Origin of the sequence: Azospirillum aestuarii (assembly GCF_016632405.1) — a bacterium.
Taxonomy (GTDB): Bacteria; Pseudomonadota; Alphaproteobacteria; order Azospirillales; family Azospirillaceae; genus Azospirillum; species Azospirillum aestuarii.
Genome location: NZ_JAEPIV010000042.1, coordinates 1 through 19,919 on the forward strand (window position 1 = coordinate 1; position 19,919 = coordinate 19,919).

The following is a 19,919-nucleotide window of genomic DNA, read 5'->3' on the forward strand; positions in this document are numbered from 1 at the left end:
TGAGGATGTCGCCATCGCGGCGTGACTCAACCAATCCAGCCTCCGGGAAACCCGGGGCGATTCACAAGACCGTCCGTGCGTGGGTGCGGGCCGGCGCACTTCCAGTCTGGTCGCAACGGGATCGCGGCAGCGCGGTCGATCTCCACGCCGTGTATCTCCGGCAGCGCTGGGGCGAGGGCTGCCACAACGCCGCCCGGCTGTGGCAGGAGATCCAGGAGCGTGGGTTTCGCGGGCAACTCCGCACCGTGCAGCGCTGGGTGCGCCGCCTTCGGGATGCAAACGCGACCTCAGCCGGCGCAGTCGGCACGATGGGACCGTGGAAGATGCCCTCGAAACGTCGGGCAGCGTGGTTGGTGGTGGCCGATCCGGAGACGATCGATGCCACCGAGTAACGGTTTGTTGATGCCTTGCTCGCCAATTCCGAGGGACTCACCACGGTCATCGAGTTGGCACGCGCGTTCAGCACCATGGTGCGTCGTCAGCAGGCGGGCCGGTTGGATGGATGGTTGGCCGCGGCCAAAGAAACCGCCCTGGCCGGGTTCGCCGATGGGCTCGCGCGTGATCTCGCGGCGATCCGCACGGCGCTGTCGCTGTCGTGGAGCACCGGGCCGGTGGAGGGACAAATCAGCCGCTTGAAGACCATCAAGCGAACCATGTGCGGCCGCGCCAAGTTCGACCTGCTGCGTCATCGTGTCCTGGAGGCCGCATGAACGGCAACGCTCCAGCCATACCGTTGCACCGAAAACGCGGAAGGACCGGTTCCTGATGTCGTTTGACAGGTCCTCCAGGAATCATTCCCACCGACACTCTTCTCGGTTCTGGTGGAGGTGCTGAGCAACACCTGAGCAACATCCACCCAGTGCACCGCTGCGCTCTGAATCGCTCGCTCTGGCCTTCGTCATCGTCAAATGGTGGGCCTAGCGGTGCACGTTCTGCCCGATTTCATCGGTTTTGGTGAGGCTGTCTGCGCAGCCGTTTACCGTTCCATCCACAGTCCGCGCGGGCCATCGCCGATGTTTGCGCGGACACCGGCAGGGACGGTTCGCTAGCGCGACCTTTCGCGAGCGCGTCGTCGGCGCCGGGCGAGAGCGGGAGGGCCGCCATGGGCAAGCAGGGCCGTGGTGCGCGCCTGCGCCTCCGGCGCCGACAGCCGGGGCAGACCAGCCATCAAATCTGCCGCCCGGCTTTCCCATGTGGACCACATCTCCAACTCGGCCGCCGCCCGCGCCCGTCTGCGCGTCCAGGCGGGATCGGTGCTTCCAGAAATGGGAACAGCCGCGTCCACCGCTGCGAGCGCGTGCCCGGCATGCTTGGCTGCCCTGTACCGACGTTCGACTTCCTGCCGCGTGGCGTCGAGTGCGTCGAGTCGTCCTTCGGCAAACGCCAGCAGGTCAGCCGCACGGTCCCGGTCATCCTGGACGCTCCACGGGCCGATGTTGGTGCTGGTACGAACCGCTTCTTTCATCATAGCGCTGATGGATTCCGGTGGCGTTCCCTCCGAGGCCATATGAAGGACCGGCGTGGCGGTTTCCACAATCCGTCTCGCCTTCTCAGCTTCCGCTTCGGCCAAACGGGCGCGGAGCGCTCCGGACTCGCCTCGCCCGGGGTTGCTCCGGGCCTGATCCGCCCAAGCCATCCGGACAACTGCTCGCTCGGCCGAGGCCGAGGCCGCGGCCGGAGAGGCCGCCGTCATGGTTTCGGCCAGGGCGGCGAGGCGCTCCGCCACCGCTTCGGGAATGCCGGGCCGCCCGGCCAGTTCCAACAGGTGCCGGGTTCGCGCGAGCGCCTGCTCAGAAGCAACCAGCCGTGCCCAGACCCGCTCGCGCAGCACGTTGGCAATGGCGGCCGCTGTTGGGACCCCGGACCGCTCCAGAGCCGTCCGGCGGGGGCCGAGATAGAGGCCGGGCGGCTTTTCGATACCGAGATCCGTGTAGCGTCCCGCATGATAACGACGGGCGATGTGCACTCCACGCTCCACCTCCGCCCGATCGAGCGCTCCGTTAATCGCCGCCACGGTTTTTTCCCGGAAGCATTTTACCCAGGCCGGCCCCTGAGCACCACGGTCCTTGCACGCTGCGAATACCCAGTCCATCGGGCCGGTGTGCATCGCCGGCCGTTCGCTCCACAGGATGTGCAGATGGACGTTGCGCGGGTCGGAACCCCCGACAACATCCGGCCGGTGCACCGCCGCGTGATACGCAAGCCCGCGCTCGGCCAGCGGCGCCACAATGCTCATGGTGAGCGGCCGCATCTCCGCAGCGGTCAGCTCGTGTGGTAGCTCGATGATCGCCCGATTCTGCACCCGCCCATCGGCACGCTCCCTGTCAGACACCGCCCGCCAGAAGGCGGCACGTTCGGTTGGTGTATCGCCGATGGTGCCGAGGCTGATCGGGCCTTCCTCGTCGTGCAGGAGGTCGGCCATCCGTCCCTCGTCGTCCGCCGCTGCGCATTCGACATAGAGCTGGAACGCCGCAGCCGCGCCGTTTCGGACCTTGCCGCGTCCGGCACGGCGGAGGACGCCGGCGTTCTGCGCTGAGCGGGTGGCGAAACGGTGCAACTCCGGCTGAGCGTGGAATTGTGCTTCGGGAATCCACCAGCCGCCCAGCCGGCGGTCGCGGTGGGCCCCGGCGGCGCGCACCAGGGCCAGTTCGCCGCGCCCAGGATGCAGGTAGACGCGTCCGTGGCGTGCGGCAGCCTCGTGGCTGGTAAGACCTTCGCCGTTCGGGCCGACAGCGCCGCGGCGCTTGGAAACGAAGCTTAGGGAAATGTGAATGGGCACTTCCGTGTGCCCATCGGCGCGCCGACGCCCGGCGCGGACGGAGCGGTACACCGGCAGGCGAAGCTTGGCCGTACCAATGCACGCGTAGCGGCCGCGCGCCACCGCTTCGAGAAGGGCATCCTCTCCCTCTTCCAGCCGGCCCATGCGGACGCGATCCTCGTGTTCTGCCTCGTCGAGCAACCGCCTCGCATCCATCAGCCGCAGCATGGCCGTCTCCTGTGTCCGCCCCCTGTTCCATGACGGCCAGTGTGCAGGTGTGGCCTCGTTGGTTTCGAGCATCGGCGACTTTGCGTCGGGGGGTGCCCGCAGGGCGTGACCCGACCCGGCAAAACTTGCGGGGTGCCCGAAGGGTGCCTCGGAGCCGGACGTGTTGAAGGGCGCCCACCAGGTGCCCGCCCCTTGCCGCATCGGACGCATGGGCGCAGGTGCGCCAATGCGTAATTGCGCGCCTTCCCCATTCCCGCCTTGCCGTGTTCGGACGACATGATTCATCCTCCGGTCGTTCCGGTGCCCTTGGGGTGCCGGGACAACCGCCGGTCGGTGCTGAAACGGGTGCCCGGAGGGCGCCGGGTCGGTGTCCTGAGTGCCAATCGATGCCCCTGCCGAAACGGGGAGGATTGGAAAAAGACCGGTTGGAGGTTGACGCCGGTGCTCGAGGCTTCAGGGAGGGGGCTTGCAGGATGCTTGGTGCCGCCATCAAGGAGCACTCTGACCATGACGTCTCATCAGAACCCCCAGAAGAGTTCCGATACCAGCAAGAGCCATCGCGGCATTGACCTCGACGGCCCCGAACCCACAAACAAGGTAGAACGGGGGGGCTTTCGGAAAGGGCGCCGCGTCCGCAACCTGGAGCTTGAGCTGTGGAAAGCGCGAGCAGACTTGAGGCAAGCGAACGAGGCCCTCAACGAGCACTGGGCCCGGGAAGAGAGGGGTGCGTTGCTGAAGGCAGCGATAAGCCTCGAGCAGGCGGGCGTCAGCCTTGACGATCTTGCCCAGGCGATCCGGGCCGGTGACCAACCCCAGATCCTCCGGCTACTGGCTTCGGCACCGGCCCATCTCCCAGAAGACCGACCTCCGCCCAGCGCGGACTCAATTGGCGGAGGCGGCTCCGCCGGAGGGCCACGGCTGGGGATTGAGTCATAAGCCGATTCGGGCCGGTTGGGGGTCCGTCGAAGGATGCCCAAGCCGTGGAGTACCTTGTCCGGAGCCTGCCTCAGGACGCTGTGCGCATAATAGGCCGGCGGTGACAAAACCTCGACCGCATTGCGTGTTGGTTTTGCTCGCAAAATGATGCGCTCGGCGATGGATCGCCGTTGGCGCCATGGGCTGGATCAACACACTATGGCAAACGAGCGGCTGTGCGAGTGGATGATGAATAAGGTTTTCTAGCCGGGAGAGGAAGCATGAGCTGTGTTTTGCGTTTCCGCGACGAGGGACCCGCGTATGAACGGGCCAAGGCCGTCGCCGATGCCATGGGGTTGCCCATGGAGGATTATCTGTTGGCGTGCATCGCTGAAGGAAACAAGCTGCTGCGGGCGCGGCATCTGCCGATTGATCCCGAACTGGACGAGCCCGCCTTTATCCGCCGAGGCCTGTCGTTGCAGCCGTTGATCAGGGAAAACGGAGCTGTGAACGATTGGGAGTAAGAAAGGCGTCGGTGCAAAATTCGAGATGAGAGCCTCATAGTGAGGTATCGCAACATCGACCAGAATTGCCATGACCGGTCGGTCGCCACCGTTGCCGTCACCGTGGTCCGAAACCAAGCTTCGTGCGGCACCGACCGCTTCAATCACCGCAGCACGTGCGGCGAAGAACTTGTCCGGTGAGGCGAATGCAGGGACAATCACCGCAATTCATGCGGTGAATAGGGCTGGCTCGTGGTGGTGTACATCTGGCAGCGCGATGAGTGGCCAAGCTTCCGGTGGGACGGCAACCGTTTGCTGTCGCCGCTGGCCAGGGCACGGCATCGGCAGGGTTTCCTTCTCGGGAAAATGAGCGACATCGGCTTCGCGGCGCAACGCGAAGCCGAACTGGCGGCGCTTTCCGAGGACGTCGTGAAGACTAGCGCCATCGAGGGCGAGGTGCTGGACCCGGCCAGCGTGCGCTCGTCCGTTGCCCGGCGCCTCGGCCTCTCCGAAGCCGGTCCGATGTTGGTCGACCGCCGAGTGGAGGGCGTGGTGGGCATCGTGATGGACGCCTCCAGTAACCATGTCCAACCGTTGACGGAGGAGCGTCTCCATGGCTGGCACGCGGCTCTGTTCCCGACCGGCCGCTCCGGGGGGGAGCCGATCGATGTGGCGCGGTGGCGAACGGACCGCCTGGGGGCCATGCAGGTGGTTTCCAACCCGTTCTCCCCCAGGCCCACGGTCCACTACGAGGCGCCGCCGGCCCGGCGTGTCGCGAGCGAGATGGCCGCGTTCCTGAGGTGGTTCAACGCTGGCCGGGAGATCGATCCACTGCTGCGCGCCGGCTTGGCGCACCTGTGGTTCGTGACGATTCATCCTATGGACGACGGCAATGGGCGCATCGCCCGTGTGGTGGCGGATCTTGCGATGGCGCAGGCCGAAGGGACCAGGCAGCGCTTCTACAGCCTGTCGGCGGCCATCGAACGCGACAGGACACACTATTACAATGCGCTGGAGGCGGCGCAGAAGGGCGATCTTGACATCACCGACTGGCTGGTCTGGTTCGCCGAATGCTGCGAGAGCGCCATCCAGGCCGCCGAGGCGATGACGGAGCGCGTGGTCAACACGGCAAGGTTCTGGAAGGCTCACGCCGCGTACCCATTCAGTGGCCGTCAGCGCCAGGTGCTGGGCAAGCTGCTGGAGGGCTGCGACGGCCCGATCACCGCGAGGAAATGGACCGGCCTGTGCGGCTGTTCGCCGGATACCGCGCAACGCGATATGAGCGCACTGGTGGGCCTGGGCCTGCTCGCCCGCAATCCCGGCAGCGGCCGCAGCACGAGCTACCGCTTCAACTGGCCACCGATAGACGGTCCAAGCGTCGTGCCGGAGGGGAAACCGCCCGTCACTGGTCAGCAACCGGCCAAGCGGTAGATCCGCATGACCACCCGCTTCCCATCCTCGCGGTGGCGCATCTGAATGACCTGACCCCGCCTCTCCAGGATGGTGATGTACCGGCGCACCACCTCTTCACCGGCGCGCTTGCGGGGTGGCGGGGGCAACCCGGGGGCTTCGCTGCACGGATAGAGAATGGCCGCCGTATTCTCCCCCTCCCCTTCCTTCTCCGGGCGCCGTTGGTAATGCGGGCGGGTGGTGCCCATCACCGCCTGGATTTGCGGAAGGCTCGCCGCCGGGCGTTCCACGAGAACCCGTAAGAGGTCTTCGAAGACGCGGTCCCGGCGCCCGGCGCGGGTGCGTTCGCCGTTTTCCAAAGCCTGTTCGATCACCTGGACATCGCGCTCCAGGATGGCGCGTTCGGCGCTTTCCAGGCTGTGCAGCAGCGCCAGCCCGGCCTCGGCGGAACGCCGGACGGCGGCGAGACCGGCGGCGGCCCAGGCTTCCGTGCGACGGGGGGCGTAGTCTTGCCGCACCCCTCCCCCGAAGCCCACGGCGATGCCGCCGACGGCGGCGCGCGTCAGGCCGGCGTGGCGCAGCCAGATGTCGGTGAGGATGCGGCCGGGGGCCGCCCCCAAGGACGGGGCCGCGGTGGCGTGCCAATGGGCGAGGAGCATCACGGCGCCGAACACCGGCGGCATTGCCGCGAAGACGCGCAAGACGTCCGGGTCCAGTGCGTCCTCCAGCCGCCGGCGGGCCAACGCGCGGTTGACCGGCTGGCCGACGACCTCCAGGAAGCGCTTGTCGGCGCCGGCCTCGACGGCGGCATCGACCTGAGCGCGGCGGTTCCGCAGACGACGCTCGACCACCGTGGCGGGCGGGCGCAGCAGCGCCATCAGGCGGGGTGCCGTGTACAGGTTCTTCGTGGCGGTCCGGCGCGCCGCACGCCGGCTGAGGCTCAGAGTTTCCCGCGCCATCCGCAGATCCTCGTCGGTGCCGCGGGGCAGCGCGTCGATGCCGTCGAGCCGCAGGTCGTCCTCATCGACACCGCGTCCGTCGAGCGCCATCGAGGCGATGGTGGAGCGCAGCAACCAGCGTTCGTGCCAGCCCCGGCGGCGATGCGGCGGCGCGGCCGCCAGCCGCTCGTCGAGCCGGGTGATCGCTGCGGTGGCCGCGCAGGCGGCCGTCAGAACGGCGTTGCTGATGAGGCCGGCAAGGCCGTTCACCGCAGCGGCTGGCGGGCGGCCGTCGGAATCATCCTCGCCGCCGCCCGCAAGCAGGGCGTCGATGTCGTCGATCCAGCGGTGACCGCTGCCGCCAGCCGCGGGGGTGTCCGGGGGCCGCCGGGGGGGGGCCGAGGGGGGCTCCGTCATCGTCGCCTTTCCGCAAGATCCAGAACCTTCGGCGGTCAGTCGGCGCCGGCTCCGCTCTGTTCCAGGTTAGCTGGCGGGCCGGCGGGTTGGAAAGCGTTTTTATACATCTAACCTTTTAAAATGGGACGGTACGGACGGCAAATTCCATACGCTTGTACCGGCCCGGCTGTCGTTGTCGGGTGGATCCGTTTATGTCGTTGTCGGGTAGTTCGTGCGAAAAGCCGGGTTCCAAGGGGTTCGACACCCAGCCTGCCCCCGTTTTGCAGACCGGATCGTGCGAAATGCGGGCAGTTCATGCGAAAAGCGTCCTCGGTTGGCCTTTGGCTCGCTGCTATGTCGTTGACCGGCCAGTGGTCCTTTCCGAACGAGAGCCGCCGTCACCGCCGCCAGATCCATTCCGCAGCTGGTTTCGTGCGGCTTTCGTCGCCTTCCGCGGCCTCCGACCAGCCGGCGGTCACTGGTGTTTTGTCGCGCGCCAGAACCGCTCAGGTGGGCTTTGATCGGTGGTGGTTTCGCCGTTCCCGGCCCTGCCTCCATGTTCATCCGGGTGGATAAGACTTACATAAATTCTGTACAAAAGGGCTCCGGCGGGCATTTTTCCGCCTGAACCGTCCAGGATGTCGTTGTCGGGTGGATCAGTTTAGAAGCCGGCTTTCCGCGGATTCCGTCCCGGACCAGCCGCCGTTTTGCAGACCAGATCCGTTTAGAAGAGAGTGGATCGGTTTAGAACCGGACCGCCGCCGCTCAGATCGGCCGCTCCAAGTGCGCCAGGGCACTCAAATTCAGCCGGATCGCCGGGCCATTCCGCCAATGTCCGCAGCCCGGTTTTGCGGCCGCAGTCCGGCGCCCTGATCCACGTCGCAGATCTCCTCCGGGACGCTCCCGATCACGGGACGGCCGCCCGCGTGGTCGCTGTAAAGGAATTGGTGCGCTCTAAAACGGTCGTTTACTCGCATTCTCCTGGACTTTACAAAGGGGGCATCCAGAGGCTTCTTTCCGGCTTGGGAGAAGGGTATGGCCCTCATCGGCTACGCGCGCGTCTCGACCGACGAGCAGACCACCGCCGGCCAGCTGGACGCGCTGCGCGCCGCCGGCTGCGCCGAGATCTTCGAGGAGAAGGCGTCGGGCGCGTCCCGGGCCCGCCCGGAGCTGGCGCGGGCGCTCGCCCGCATCGCCCGCGGCGACACGCTGGTCATCTGGAAGCTCGACCGGCTCGGCCGCTCGCTGGCCCACCTGCTGGAGGTGATCGAGGACCTGCGTGGCCGCGGCTGCCACTTCCGCTGCCTGACCAGCCCGATCGACACCGCCAGCCCGCACGGCACGCTGGTGCTGCAGATGCTCGGCGCCGTGGCCGAGTACGAGCGCTCGCTGATCCGCGAGCGCTCGCGGGCCGGGCTGGCGGCGGCCAAGGCGCGGGGACGGGTCGGCGGCAATCCCAAGCTGAAGCAGGGCGACAGGGCGACGACGCAGCGCCTCGCCGACCGGCAGCGCCAGCTCTACCTGCTGGAGCTGACCCGCACGGCGGAGGAGTGGCTGCCCACCGTGCGGCGGCTTCGGCCGTCCCGCTCCTGGGCGGCGGTGACCCGCGCCGTCAACGCCAAGCTGCCGCCGGGCCGGCACTGGACGGCCGAACGGCTGCGCCGCGCCGTCCGCGCCTTCGTCGCCGAAGGGCTGGCCGACCGGGCGCTGCTCGACAAGGTGCCCTCCGTGCGTGGGGATGACCGGCTCATGGTGCTGGTCGCCGGCATCGCCCGGGCGAACCCCAAGCTGTCGCTGCGGGCCATCGGCGCTCAGTTGGAGGCGATGCGGGAGACCACGCCGCGGGGTGGGCGCACCTGGGCGGCCGCCTCGGTCAAGAACCTCCTGGACCGCGCCAAGGAACAGGGGCTGGTGCGTGAGAAAGACTGGACGTCGGCATGATGCGGCGTACGGACCGAGGGAAGCGGGCCGGTTGGGCGTCCGCTTCCCTCGGTCTCCGACTTACGCGGCCTTCGACAAAGCGTCGTCGAGCGGGTAGAGCGCGTCGTCCACGATCGTCGGCATCTCCTCGACCGCCGCCTCACCCTGGGCGTCGAACAGGGCCATCGCCGCGGCGAGGCCGTGCAGGGCGTTCTCCAGGCTCGGCAACTCGGAAACGTCGTCGTTCGCCGCGATGACGACGCGGTCCGCTTCCACGCCGGACTGTGCGTAGAGCGTCACGTCGCCGATCAGCCCCTCGCGACCGTCCGCGGTCTCGAAGCGGGTGACGGAATTGATGACGTTGCCCGCCACCACCTCGGCCAGACCTTCGCCGACCAGCCCGATGCGGACGATCCCGGCCTCGTCCAGGGTGCGGAACTCCCCATCGTCGGTGATGCCGTCCTGGTTGCGGTCCTGCCAGATGCCGAAGTCCTTCCACTGGGCATCGTTCGCGTCGAACCAGCCGTCCCGGTTGTCGTCGAAGGCGTAGGCGAGCGCCTCAAGGTCGGTCATGCCGGCCTCGCCGTGGGTGGCCAGCACCACCTCCGCCTGCCCGGTGATCTTCCGGTCACCGCCCAGGTCGTAGACGATCAGGCCGTCGTCCGCCGCCGCCCAGCCGGTGCGGTCGACGATGCCGTCTCCGGTCATGTCGAAGCGCACCGTGCTTTCGAACACATCGGTCAGTTCCAACCCGTCGCCGTCGAGGTCGATGACCAGCGGCGGCCAGCCCTGCGAGCCGTCGAAATAGGCCACGGCGTCGTCGAACCACAGACGCTCGGTTTCCCACACCCAGTCACCACCGTTGCGGCCCGTGGCGTCGATGATCGCCCCATGGCCGTTGGAGACGTAATGGATGTAGTGGTTGCTGCGGCTGCCAGCGAAGTAGGCGGTGTCGTAGCCGCCACCACCGTTGATGCCGTCGTTGCCTTCTTCACCGACCAGCCAGTCGCCGCCTTCGCCGCCCAGCAGGTTGTCGTCGCCCCAACCGCCGTGCATGGCATCGTTGCCGTCTTCGCCATGCAGCGCGTCGTTGTGGCCGCCACCGCTCATCCAATCGTCGCCCCAGCCACCGACGAGCGTGTCGTAACCGTCGTCGCCAAGCAGATGATCGTTGTGGCCGCCGCCGTGCAGGTAGTCCTCGTTGGCGCCGCCGAACAGCGTGTCGTAGCCATCCTCGCCATGCAGCACGTCGTTGTTGTTGCCGCCGACCAGATAGTCTTCGTTGGCACCACCGATCAGCGTGTCGTGGCCGTCCTCACCGATCAACGTGTCGTTGTTGTTGCCGCCGACCAGATAGTCCTCGCCCCAGCCGCCAACCAGATAGTCATGGCCGTCTTCGCCATGCAGCGCGTCGTTGTGGCCGCCGCCGTGCAGGTAATCCTCGCCCCAGCCGCCAACCAGCGTGTCGTAACCGTCGTCGCCGATCAGCGTGTCGTTGTGGCCGCCGCCGTGCAGGTAGTCCTCGTTGGCACCGCCGAACAGCGTGTCGTAGCCATCCTCGCCGTGCAGCACGTCGTTGTTGTTGCCGCCGACGAGATAGTCCTCGTTGGCGCCGCCCACCAACGTGTCGTGACCGTCGTCGCCGATCAGCGTGTCGTTATGGTTGCCGCCGGCCAGGTAATCCTCGCCCCAGCCGCCGACCACGTAGTCGTGGCCGTCTTCACCCACCAAAACGTCGTTGTGGCCGCCGCCTTCCATGTAGTCGTCGCCCCAGCCGCCAACGAGCGTGTCGTGGCCATCCTTGCCCAGCAGCGCGTCGTTGCCGCCGGCCCCGACCAGATAGTTGCCCTGCCAGTCGCCGTAGATCTCGTCGCCGTGTTCGGAGCCGAGGATGTTCTCGATGTCGTAGAACTTGTCTCCGGCCGCCTCGCCGAGCCAACCGTAGTTGCCTTCCAGCGTCATGCCGATGCCGGAGGACGCCCACATGTAGGTGGCCCAGTCACTACCGGCGCCGCCGAACAGATTGTCGGCACCCCAGCCGCCGTTGAGGGAGTCGTTGCCGGTGTCGCCGTAAAGGCTGTCGTCGCTGCCGTAGCCGTGCAGCCAGTCGTTGCCCCAGGAGCCGTAGAGCCAGTTGGTGGCGTCGTTGCCGTGCAGATGATCGTCGTGGATTGAGCCGTGCACGCCCTCGATGTTGTGGAGTTGGTCGCCGTCGGCGGAGCCGCCGCTGGCGGTACCGTTGCGCAGATCCACACTGACGCCGGTTGCAGAGTCCACGTAGTTCGCCACGTCGAAGCCGTCGCCGCCATCCAGGATGTCGGCGCCGCCGCGACCGAACAGCCAGTCGTCTCCACCCTGGCCGTGCAGCCAGTTGTTGTTGCCGTCGCCCCGCAGATCGTCGTTGTGCTGGGAGCCCTGCACGCCTTCGATGTTGATCAGGCGGTCACCTTCGCCCTCGGCGCTCCAGGCCACGCCGTCGGCGAGATCGACGCCAACCGCGCCCCAGGACGCGTTGTAGTTGACGCTGTCCCAGCCGGCCCCGCCGTCCAGCCAGTCGGCTCCGGTGCCGCCGGTCAGCCAGTCGGAACCGTCGTTGCCGAACAGCGTGTCGTTTCCATTCTGGCCGTGCAGATGGTCGTCGCCCCCGTCGCCGGACAGCGTGTCGTTGCCGTCCTCGCCGAACAGCGTGTCGTTGTGGCCACCGCCGAACAGGTTGTCCTCACCGGCGCCGCCGGCCAGCAGGTCGTAGCCGTCCTCACCGAACAGGACGTCGTTGTGGTTGCCCCCGGCCAGATAGTCTTCACCCCAGCCACCGACCAGCGTGTCGTTGCCGTCCTCGCCACTGAGCGTGTCGTTGTGGCCACCGCCGAACAGGGCATCGTCGCCTGTGCCACCAACCAGCGTGTCGAAGCCGTCGTCACCGATGAGGGAGTCGTTGTCGGCACCGCCGGCCAGATAGTCCTCGCCCCAGCCGCCCATCAGCGTGTCGTTGCCGTACTGACCGATAAGGGTGTCATTGCTGCCCAGCCCGGCGATCCAGTTGCCTTGCCCATTACCTATAATATAGTCTGAATGCTCTGAGCCAGTGGCCCCTTCGATACTTATGTAGACATCTCCCGATGCCTCACCCATCCAGCCGCGACCATCCTCCAAGGATACACCAACGCCGGAACTAGACGACTGGAAGGTTGCGAGATCATACCCTGCGCCACCATCGACGATGTCTGCATCCGTACCACCGCTCAACCGATCGTCGCCATTTCCACCATATAGGGAGTCAATGCCAGAACCGCCGGATAGATGATCATTTCCATTTTCTCCTGAAAAATACTCATTTCCTGTACCACCTGTGAAAGTATCGTCTCCAAGTCCACCCTGAACAGCCTCAATATTGGCGTTTTTCAGATTAAGCGCTATACCATGGTCATCGACAACAACTGCGATGTCGAACCCTAATCCACCATCAACATTGTCTTCTCGATCAATAAACAATATATCGTGGCCATCTCCTCCTGATAATATATCCGATCCCTCCCCTCCAATAAGCCAGTCGCTTCCGCCGCCTCCTTCAATATTTTGCGACCCAATGCCGCCAACTAGGAGTGAATTATTACTTTCATCTATCAATGTTCCTGTGAAATTGCCTGCTCCGATGGAGTTTAGCGAGCCTCCCCGCACTTCAAGCGCGCCATCAGATATACGATAGCCAAATGCAGAGTACATCAGTCCCGCATCAGCCACTTGCCCAATAGAACCATCTGAGCGCGTGAAGCTGGTATAACGCGCAACAGGGTTGCCGTTATTCAATACATCAATTCTAGGGCCTGTCAACTCTATAGAATTTACCCCAGCTTCTGTTAATGTCTTTACTTCTCCAGTATCTGAAACTCCATCGCTATCAAAATCTTGCCATATTCGGAAGTCACTAAACCGTTCATCTTTAGAGTCAAGAATGCCATCTCTATTGCTGTCAAAGGCATTTGATATTCCATCTAGATCAGTTTGAGCGCCGACTGAGTGTAACGTAAAATTAATTTCGTTTGCCATTTCAATTAAACCATTACGGTCAACGTCAATAGCAAGAATGCCATCTTCGGGTTTTGCCCAACCAACATTCTCTTTAAATCCATCACCATCAACATCATAGAAAGCACAACTGGAGTTCTGATCTATAAGCTCAACCCCATCGCGATCAAGGTCGAGAACAACAGGCCTAATTTTCCCTCCCTGGTTCTGACCGCTCCCATTTGTTCCAATCTCTCCATAAATTCCTTGATTATCAAGTCCGATACCGTAGTGTTGGCTTCCATCCTTCATGTTGTCTTGGAAGCGCCCTTGAACATCAAATCCGTCTTTGCTAAACCTCCCAGTTACTCCTATATTATCATTAGGAGATAAAGGTGCATTCCTGCTGGCTCCTACAGTAACTGTGATGCCATCATCTGTACCTTTTAAGCTGGCATTGTATTGACTCTGATTTTGGCTGTTCGGGTTATTTATATTTGCCTGCGCATTAACAGTAACCCTTCCAGTCTGCATGTCAAAATTAACTTCTACGCCAGCTTTGACCTCAAGCTGAGCTACATCAAATCTGCCAGACCCTCCATAATTACCACTTGGGTCTCCACTATAGGCAGTATTACGGCCTTCTGTAGTCGACTCAGCTACTCCGTTAGCCGCGTTCGCGCTTCCAGCATCCATTTTCAACTCCTCGGATTTAGTTTCGGAATGGTTATTTTATTTTTAATGTACAAATTCTATCTTCTCTTTGCGTTATTAGAAAATGATAATGCGTCAATAGTTGCTGCAATTGTTCTTTGCTAATATATCCACTCATGAATTTTTCGAAGTGATCGCTATAGTAAAATTTCACTGCAATTTTCTCTTGAATGCTGTAGCATGCATCTCCGTTACTTAATACGACATTCTGATTATTGTATATTGGGTAGCTTATCGGAACCATAGTTTTTAGTATAGCCTTTGTTAAACAGGAATAATATTGAACATATTTGTTGACGTGATTTTCATCGGGAGCAGCAATAATTATTGCATAATAGTTGTTATCACTTGTTGTGCGCATTTTAGCCTCGCACATTTCTTGTCCGACAAACATGCGTGGATTGTCGGGAAAAATTCTATTATAAAGTAATGTCCATTTCCCATCTTCGGAAATTTCTTTGTATCCACGCTCGGTTATGATAAAATAAATGTTAGTTTTTTTACTATCTTCGGCTTCCGTGATCTTCATGCCTGTTAGAATTCCTAGTTCTTCATATGCTTCTTCTATGATTTCTTTGGCTTCCAGTCTAAATGTCCCCTCTACATAATAATTTATTTCACGCTTCTGCAAATTTAAGTAATAATCACCACGATTTATTGATTCTCGATATCTCATAAAAAAATCGGTCAATTGATCAATCTCAAGACCGTTGTTAATATAAATTTTATTATCAACTAAAGAGGCTTTCGAAGAAAGAGTATTGTTGAATGATAGAAAAATAAACGCAAAAATAAGAGAAGTAATATTTCCATTTGTTTTTTTTGTGTGTCTTGCCATTTTGCAGTCCTCTGTTGTGCATTGCTCCCCAGAAACTAAGAAGCTGCATGCCAATTAAGTCATATATCTTCTATATCTGAAGATCTTATTTGGTCAAGTCATCGCTCCCGCATGGCTTCCTGCGTCGCCTTGAACACCGGCATCAGCAGATAGTCGATGACCCGCCGGCTGCCGGTGCGGACATCCACAGTGGCCGACAGCCCCGGCCCGAGCGGCACGGCGCGCCCGTTCACTGTGATGTCCTGCCGGTCCAGCGCCACCCGGACCTTGTAGACCGGCCCCAGCCGCTCGTCCGCCACCGCGTCCGACGACACCGCTTGCACCCGGCCCGGCACCGCCCCGTATTTCGTGAAGGCGAAGGCGTCCAGCTTCACCTGCACCGGCTGACCGGGCTCCAGGAATCCGACGTCGCGGTTCAGCACCGTCGCCTCAACCTCCAGCACCGCACCCACCGGCACCAGCTTCATCAGCGGCTGCGCCGACTGAGCCACCCCGCCCACCGTGTGCAGCGCCAACTCATGAACCGTCCCGTCCTCCGGCGCCCGCAGGGTCAGCGCCGCCAGACGCTGCTCCGTCTTTGCCAGTTCTTCGCCCAAGCTTGCGGCGCGGGTTTCTGCCTCCACCAGCTCCGCCGCCTGATCGCGCGCGGCCGAACGGCGCGCCTGATCGATCCGGTCCGCCGCCGCCGCCGCCGCCAGATCCGCCTCGCGCAGGGTCGCGCGCTGGATGCGTAGGTCGGCCTCGGCGGTCACCAGCTCCTGGCGCAGCGTCAGGTACTCCGAGGTCGTGGCGTGCTGGCGCTCGACCAGCGCCCGCTTGGCCTCCTCCCGCGTGCGGATCAGCGGCAGCACCGCCTCCAGCTTGGCGATCGTCGCCGCCGTCGCCTCGCGTGTCGCCTGCGCCCGGTCGCGTTCCTGGCGCAGGCCCGACGCCTCGCCCTCCAGCCGCGCCCGCTCCGCCTCGAACAGCCGGCGCTCGTCGGCGGCGCGTGCCGGATCGGCGCCCTCCGGCACCGCGAAGCCCGCCGCCCCGGCGAGGGCCGCGCGCAGCCGCGCCGCCCGCAGCCGGGCCGCTGCCAGCTCCTTGGCCGTGCGGTCGCGGTCGGCCAGGGCGTCGGTGGTGTCGAACTCCAGCAGGACGTCGCCCGCCGCCACACGCTGCCCTTCGCTGACCAGGATGCGCCGGACCACCCGCTGCTCGGGCGGCTGGATCACCTTGACCCGCCCTGAGGGCACCAGCGTCCCCTGCGCCGGCACCACGATGTCCAGCTCCCCCACCACCCCCCAGATCAGACCGGCGGCGGTCGCCGCCATCACCAGCCAGGGCAGAAGCCACAGCAGCCAGGGCGGGGGCTCCTCGGTCACCTCCAGGATCGGCGGCGGCAACAGGTCGTGCAGGCTGTGCTCCGGGATCGCGGTCATGCTGGGCCTCCCGCCGGTGGCCGGGGCTGCTGGGGCGCCGCCAGGCCGGCCTGGATGGCGTGCAGCCGGGCGTAGCGCCCGCCGGCGGCGACCAGCTTGGCGTGTGGCCCGTCCTCCACCACCCGCCCGTGCTCCAGCACCAGGATGCGGTCGGCGTGACGCAGCGCGGCCAGCCGGTGGGCCACGATGAACACCGTCCGCCCGGCGCAGATGCCCCGCATGTTGCGGTGGATCAGCATCTCCGATTCATAGTCGAGCGCGCTCGTCGCCTCGTCCAGGATCAGAATACGCGGGTCGCCCGCCAGGGCGCGGGCCAGGGCCAGCCGCTGCCGCTGCCCGCCGGACAGCCGCATGCCGCGCTCGCCCACCACTGTGTCGTAGCCCTCCGGCAGGGCGGCGATGAAGTCGTGCGCCCCGGCCAGCCGGGCCGCCGCCTCGATCCGTTCCATGTCCAGCGTTGGGTCGGCCAGGGCGATGTTCTCGCGCACCGACCGGTTGAACAGCGTCACGTCCTGCGGCACCACGCCGAGCTGCCGGCGCAGCCACGCCGGATCGACCCCGGCGAGGTCGATGCCATCCACCGTCACCGCCCCACGCTCCGGCACATGTAGCCGCTGCAGCAGCCGGACCAGCGTGGATTTGCCGGAGCCGGACAGCCCGACCACCCCGACCACCTGTCCGGCCGGGACGGCGAAGCTCAGCCCCTCCAGCACCGCCGGCCCGCGCGGCCCGTAGCGGAAGGTGACGCCGCGCAGCGCCACCCGCCCCTCGATCCGCCCCAGCGGCGTGCGCCCGGGCACGGCGCCGGGCTCGCGCTGGGCGTTCATCACGTCGCCCAGCCTGGCGATTGCGACGCGGCCCTGCTCGACCTGCTGCCACATCTGCGCCAGCCGCAGCACCGGGGCGCTGATCCGCCCGCCTATCATGTTGAAGGCGATCAGCGTGCCGGCGGTCAGCGCCCCGTCCATCACCAGCCGGGCCCCGTACCACAGGATGGCCACGCTCATGATCTTGGTCAGGAAGGCGACCGCCTGGTTGGCCGTCTCCGACAGCACGGCGGAGCGGAAGGAGGCCCGCGTGTTGGCGACCAGCAGTTCCTGCCAGCGGTGGAGCATGCGCGGTTCCGCCGCCGCGGCCTTCAGCGTCTCGACCCCATGCACCGCCTCGACCAGGAAGGCCTGGGCCTCGGCGCCCTTGGCGAAGCGGTCGGTCAGCCGCGCCTTCAGCAGCGGCGCCAGCAGCCCGTGGACCAGCGCGAAGCCCAGCAGCGTCAGCAGCACGATGCCCGTCAGGTACGGGCTGAAGGACCACATCACCGCGATGAAGATCAAAGTGAACAGCACGTCCAGCAGCACCGTCAGCCCCGGTCCGGTCAGCAGGGCGCGCACGCTGTCCAGCTCCTTCACCCGGGCGGCGAGGGCGCCGACGGGGCGGCTTTCGAAGAAGGCCAGCGGCAGGGCCATCAGATGCTCGAACAGCCGGCTGCCCAACTCCACGTCGACCTTGTTGGTGGTGTGGGACAGCAGTGCTGCGCGCAGGGCGCCCATCAGGAAGTCGAACACCGCCATCGCCGCCATACCGATGGCCAGCACGTCCAGCGTGGTGATGGTGCCGGAGGACAGCACCTTGTCGATGACGATCATGCTGAACAGCGGGGTCGCCAGCCCGAAGAGCTGGATGCACAGCGAGGCCAGCGTGACCTGACTCAGCACGCCGGCATGCCGGCCCAGGGCCGGCAGGAACCACGCCAACCCGAAGGGCCGGGCGGCGCCGACCGGTGCCGAGGTGATCAGATGGCCGGTCCATGAGGCGTCGAAGGTGTCGCGTGTCTGCTCCACCGGACGGTTGGCCACGGTGTCGAGCAGGAGCACGCGCTCGGCATCGGCGCGGGCGATCAGAACGACCTCGCCACCGGCCATTTCCGCCAGGGCGGGCAGCCGGGTCCCCGCCAGCCTCCGCCGCCCGACCCGGTGGCGCCGGACCGGAGCGCCCAGCCGGTGCGCCACGGCCACCAGCGCCTTGCCGTCGAGCGGCTGGGGCAATCCCGCCACCGCCGCCGTGATCTGGCCGGCGTCGACTGGACGGCCGGTCAGCCGCAGAAAGGCGGACAGGGCATGTTCCCCGGAAGGGGGAACCGAGGGTGGACGGATCGTCGGCGTGACGTCCTCGATCTGACACTCAAGAGCAACCAATAAGGGCACCAATTCCTAGAGTCTTGCATATATCTGTATGCGTTTATGTCTCTGGAACCCGAGAAAAGGGCATTTTCCGCATACATTCTCGTAAAAAGTTGCAATGCCACAACGACATTAAACCAGTCAACGCCAATCATAAAATTTCTGTCATGTCCGAGCGCGGCTGTGTGCCCCTGTGCATGACCGCTGGGGCGGACACGCTGGTTGAGGTTTCGGTGATGCCGACCATGGTGAGGATCATCACGGCGGCCCACGGCCCAAACAAGGCCCACCGCGGTCGGCGCCCCGGCATCAACGCGTCTTCCGGGACGGAACGGGCGGGTCGTGTGAGGTGCTGCCGGCTATCCCGTACCACGCCTCCTGATTCAAGCATCGGACCGCCGCCGCGGACAGTTTGCGCTGCACCGCACGCCGTTGGCGCGCTCGGAGCCTTCCGGTCGGCAGGGGGCCATGGGCGTCCAAGGCGAACTAAACGGCCTGCGCGATGTGCGTTGGGATGGCGGGCACCGACATCGGTTGCGGCGGAGCTGCGTGCGCCTCCCGGATCGCCGGCGCTGGTTTCGCCAGGAACCGTCCCAGACCAGATCGCTCATCCTGGCTGGGCCTCCATGCGTCACGGCGGGCCTGCCCGATCAGGCTCGCCGCCTTCGTGTTGGCGGCCACAAACCCGGACTGGAACGGCCCGTCGATCGGAAACCGCGATCTCCATCCGGTATGACGGTTCCGGATCGCGTCGGAAAACAGAACCCTCGTCCAGGCGGTGTGATTCCACTGCGCCTCGGCCAGGCGCGCGGAATGGCTCGGATCGTTGCTCCATTGATCGGTCGCGGCGATGGCCAGCCCGGTGCGGACGCCATCGCCGCTCCAGGCCCGGCGGGACAAGGCATGCCCGGTCAGAAGCAGAGACAGCATCTCGCCCGGCCAAAATTCCAGCAGGAGCCCGACCAGCGCCATGAACTGTCCGGCATCGCGTTCGGTCTTGCGGTGAACCGGGCTGGCGGTGTGCAAGCCGGCCAGCAGTGTGCGCATCGGATCGGCCACGAGTTGCCACGCCAGAACCAGGAAGATGGCCGGGTCGTTCCGTTCCTCCGGTGGAAGCGGCATCGGTTCACCGTCCTCGTTCCGGGAGAAGGCATGCCGGATGCGGAACCCGGCCAAATCACGGAACTCGTCAAACTCGGTGACGCGGACGCTGAGATACGCGTTCAGCAGAAACACAAACCGCACGAAGGCCGCAACCGTGAGGGCTGGAGCCATCCGTGTGCCGACGATGCCTTCCAACGCCCGCGGATCGAACGCCGCCCGGTCGAGAAATGTGATGATGGTCCGCACCTGGCCGTAGAAGGGCGCCAGCGGGAGTCCTTCCGCCACGTCCCTCGGCTTCGGGCAGGGAGGATGATCGGGGCAGACGACGCGCCACACGGCCCACGCATGAAGCAAGTCGACAGGCCGGCCGGCCCGACGAGACGCCTCGTCCACGCAGGCTGCGCAAGGGAGGTGGTGGTAGTGGCAGGCGTCCTCCAGCTCACGGTCCAGCCCGGAGAAGGTCATGCGCCGCAGAACCTCCGGAGCCACCCCGGTGTCAGCCTGAAGCCGCTCCATCACGCTCGGCAGCGGCCGGATCACCAAGTCCCGGTGGATCGCCTTGGTCATCCAGCGATGCGGAATGCTCAGCTGT

General features: G+C 64.6%; 10 protein-coding genes and 2 pseudogenes. 4 read left to right on the plus strand and 8 right to left on the minus strand.

Going from position 1 to position 19,919, the window contains the following annotated elements; genetic code table 11:
• Positions 1–65: 65 nt before the first annotated feature.
• Positions 66–710, plus strand: a pseudogene (locus JJL56_RS30290) (transposase); the annotation flags it as partial.
• Between the two features lie 335 nt (positions 711–1,045).
• On the opposite strand, the gene JJL56_RS30295 reads toward JJL56_RS30290, so the two are convergent.
• Complete coding sequence (locus JJL56_RS30295; protein WP_200487556.1) at positions 1,046–2,986, minus strand: MobA/MobL family protein; 1,941 nt, start codon at positions 2,984–2,986, stop codon at positions 1,046–1,048.
• Positions 2,987–4,182: 1,196 nt separating this feature from the next.
• On the opposite strand from JJL56_RS30295, the gene JJL56_RS30300 reads away from it, so the two are divergent.
• Together JJL56_RS30300 and JJL56_RS30305 are read left to right on the plus strand one after the other, a co-directional pair.
• Entirely contained in the window at positions 4,183–4,425 is a 243-nt protein-coding gene (locus JJL56_RS30300; protein ID WP_200487557.1) for a hypothetical protein, read from the plus strand.
• Positions 4,426–4,656: 231 nt separating this feature from the next.
• Positions 4,657–5,835, plus strand: a complete 1,179-nt coding sequence (locus JJL56_RS30305) for a DUF4172 domain-containing protein (protein ID WP_200487558.1) — start codon at positions 4,657–4,659, stop codon at positions 5,833–5,835.
• Here JJL56_RS30305 and JJL56_RS30310 read toward each other — a convergent pair.
• On the minus strand, positions 5,814–7,169 hold the full coding sequence (locus JJL56_RS30310) for a hypothetical protein (protein WP_200487559.1): 1,356 nt from the start codon (positions 7,167–7,169) through the stop codon (positions 5,814–5,816). The genes JJL56_RS30305 and JJL56_RS30310 overlap by 22 nt on opposite strands.
• Positions 7,170–8,183: 1,014 nt before the next feature.
• Here JJL56_RS30310 and JJL56_RS30315 point away from each other — a divergent pair.
• Complete coding sequence (locus tag JJL56_RS30315) at positions 8,184–9,089, plus strand: recombinase family protein (protein ID WP_200487560.1); 906 nt, start codon at positions 8,184–8,186, stop codon at positions 9,087–9,089.
• 60 nt (positions 9,090–9,149) lie between these two features.
• On the opposite strand, the gene JJL56_RS30320 is transcribed toward JJL56_RS30315, so the two are convergent.
• From JJL56_RS30320 to JJL56_RS30340, 6 genes and pseudogenes are all read right to left on the minus strand, one after another.
• Positions 9,150–12,200 (minus strand): calcium-binding protein, encoded by a 3,051-nt coding sequence (locus tag JJL56_RS30320; protein ID WP_247891332.1) that lies wholly within the window; start codon positions 12,198–12,200, stop codon positions 9,150–9,152.
• A 72-nt stretch (positions 12,201–12,272) separates the two neighbouring features.
• Positions 12,273–13,769: pseudogene (locus tag JJL56_RS34150) on the minus strand (calcium-binding protein); the annotation flags it as partial.
• 31 nt (positions 13,770–13,800) lie between these two features.
• Entirely contained in the window at positions 13,801–14,625 is an 825-nt protein-coding gene (locus tag JJL56_RS30325; RefSeq protein ID WP_200487562.1) for a hypothetical protein, read from the minus strand.
• A 98-nt stretch (positions 14,626–14,723) separates the two neighbouring features.
• The gene (locus JJL56_RS30330; protein ID WP_200487563.1) at positions 14,724–16,046 is read right to left on the minus strand and encodes an HlyD family type I secretion periplasmic adaptor subunit; all 1,323 of its coding nucleotides are present in this window, start codon (positions 16,044–16,046) and stop codon (positions 14,724–14,726) included.
• Complete coding sequence (locus JJL56_RS30335) at positions 16,043–18,238, minus strand: peptidase domain-containing ABC transporter (RefSeq protein ID WP_211112015.1); 2,196 nt, start codon at positions 18,236–18,238, stop codon at positions 16,043–16,045. Before JJL56_RS30335 ends, JJL56_RS30330 begins: the two co-directional genes overlap by 4 nt.
• A gap of 471 nt (positions 18,239–18,709) precedes the next feature.
• Positions 18,710–19,894, minus strand: a complete 1,185-nt coding sequence (locus tag JJL56_RS30340) for a hypothetical protein (protein ID WP_200487564.1) — start codon at positions 19,892–19,894, stop codon at positions 18,710–18,712.
• Between the last annotated feature and the right edge of the window lie 25 nt (positions 19,895–19,919).

What these genes read in the sequence shown, in the direction of transcription:
- JJL56_RS30295 (WP_200487556.1), bottom strand. Translation starts at nt 2,986, where the DNA reads ATGCTGCGGCTGATGGATGCGAGGCGGTTGCTCGACGAGGCAGAACAC.
- JJL56_RS30300 (WP_200487557.1), top strand. Translation starts at nt 4,183, where the DNA reads ATGAGCTGTGTTTTGCGTTTCCGCGACGAGGGACCCGCGTATGAACGG.
- JJL56_RS30310 (WP_200487559.1), bottom strand. Translation starts at nt 7,169, where the DNA reads ATGACGGAGCCCCCCTCGGCCCCCCCCCGGCGGCCCCCGGACACCCCC.
- JJL56_RS30315 (WP_200487560.1), top strand. Translation starts at nt 8,184, where the DNA reads ATGGCCCTCATCGGCTACGCGCGCGTCTCGACCGACGAGCAGACCACC.
- JJL56_RS30320 (WP_247891332.1), bottom strand. Translation starts at nt 12,200, where the DNA reads ATGGGTGAGGCATCGGGAGATGTCTACATAAGTATCGAAGGGGCCACT.
- JJL56_RS30325 (WP_200487562.1), bottom strand. Translation starts at nt 14,625, where the DNA reads ATGGCAAGACACACAAAAAAAACAAATGGAAATATTACTTCTCTTATT.
- JJL56_RS30330 (WP_200487563.1), bottom strand. Translation starts at nt 16,046, where the DNA reads ATGACCGCGATCCCGGAGCACAGCCTGCACGACCTGTTGCCGCCGCCG.
- JJL56_RS30340 (WP_200487564.1), bottom strand. Translation starts at nt 19,894, where the DNA reads ATGACCAAGGCGATCCACCGGGACTTGGTGATCCGGCCGCTGCCGAGC.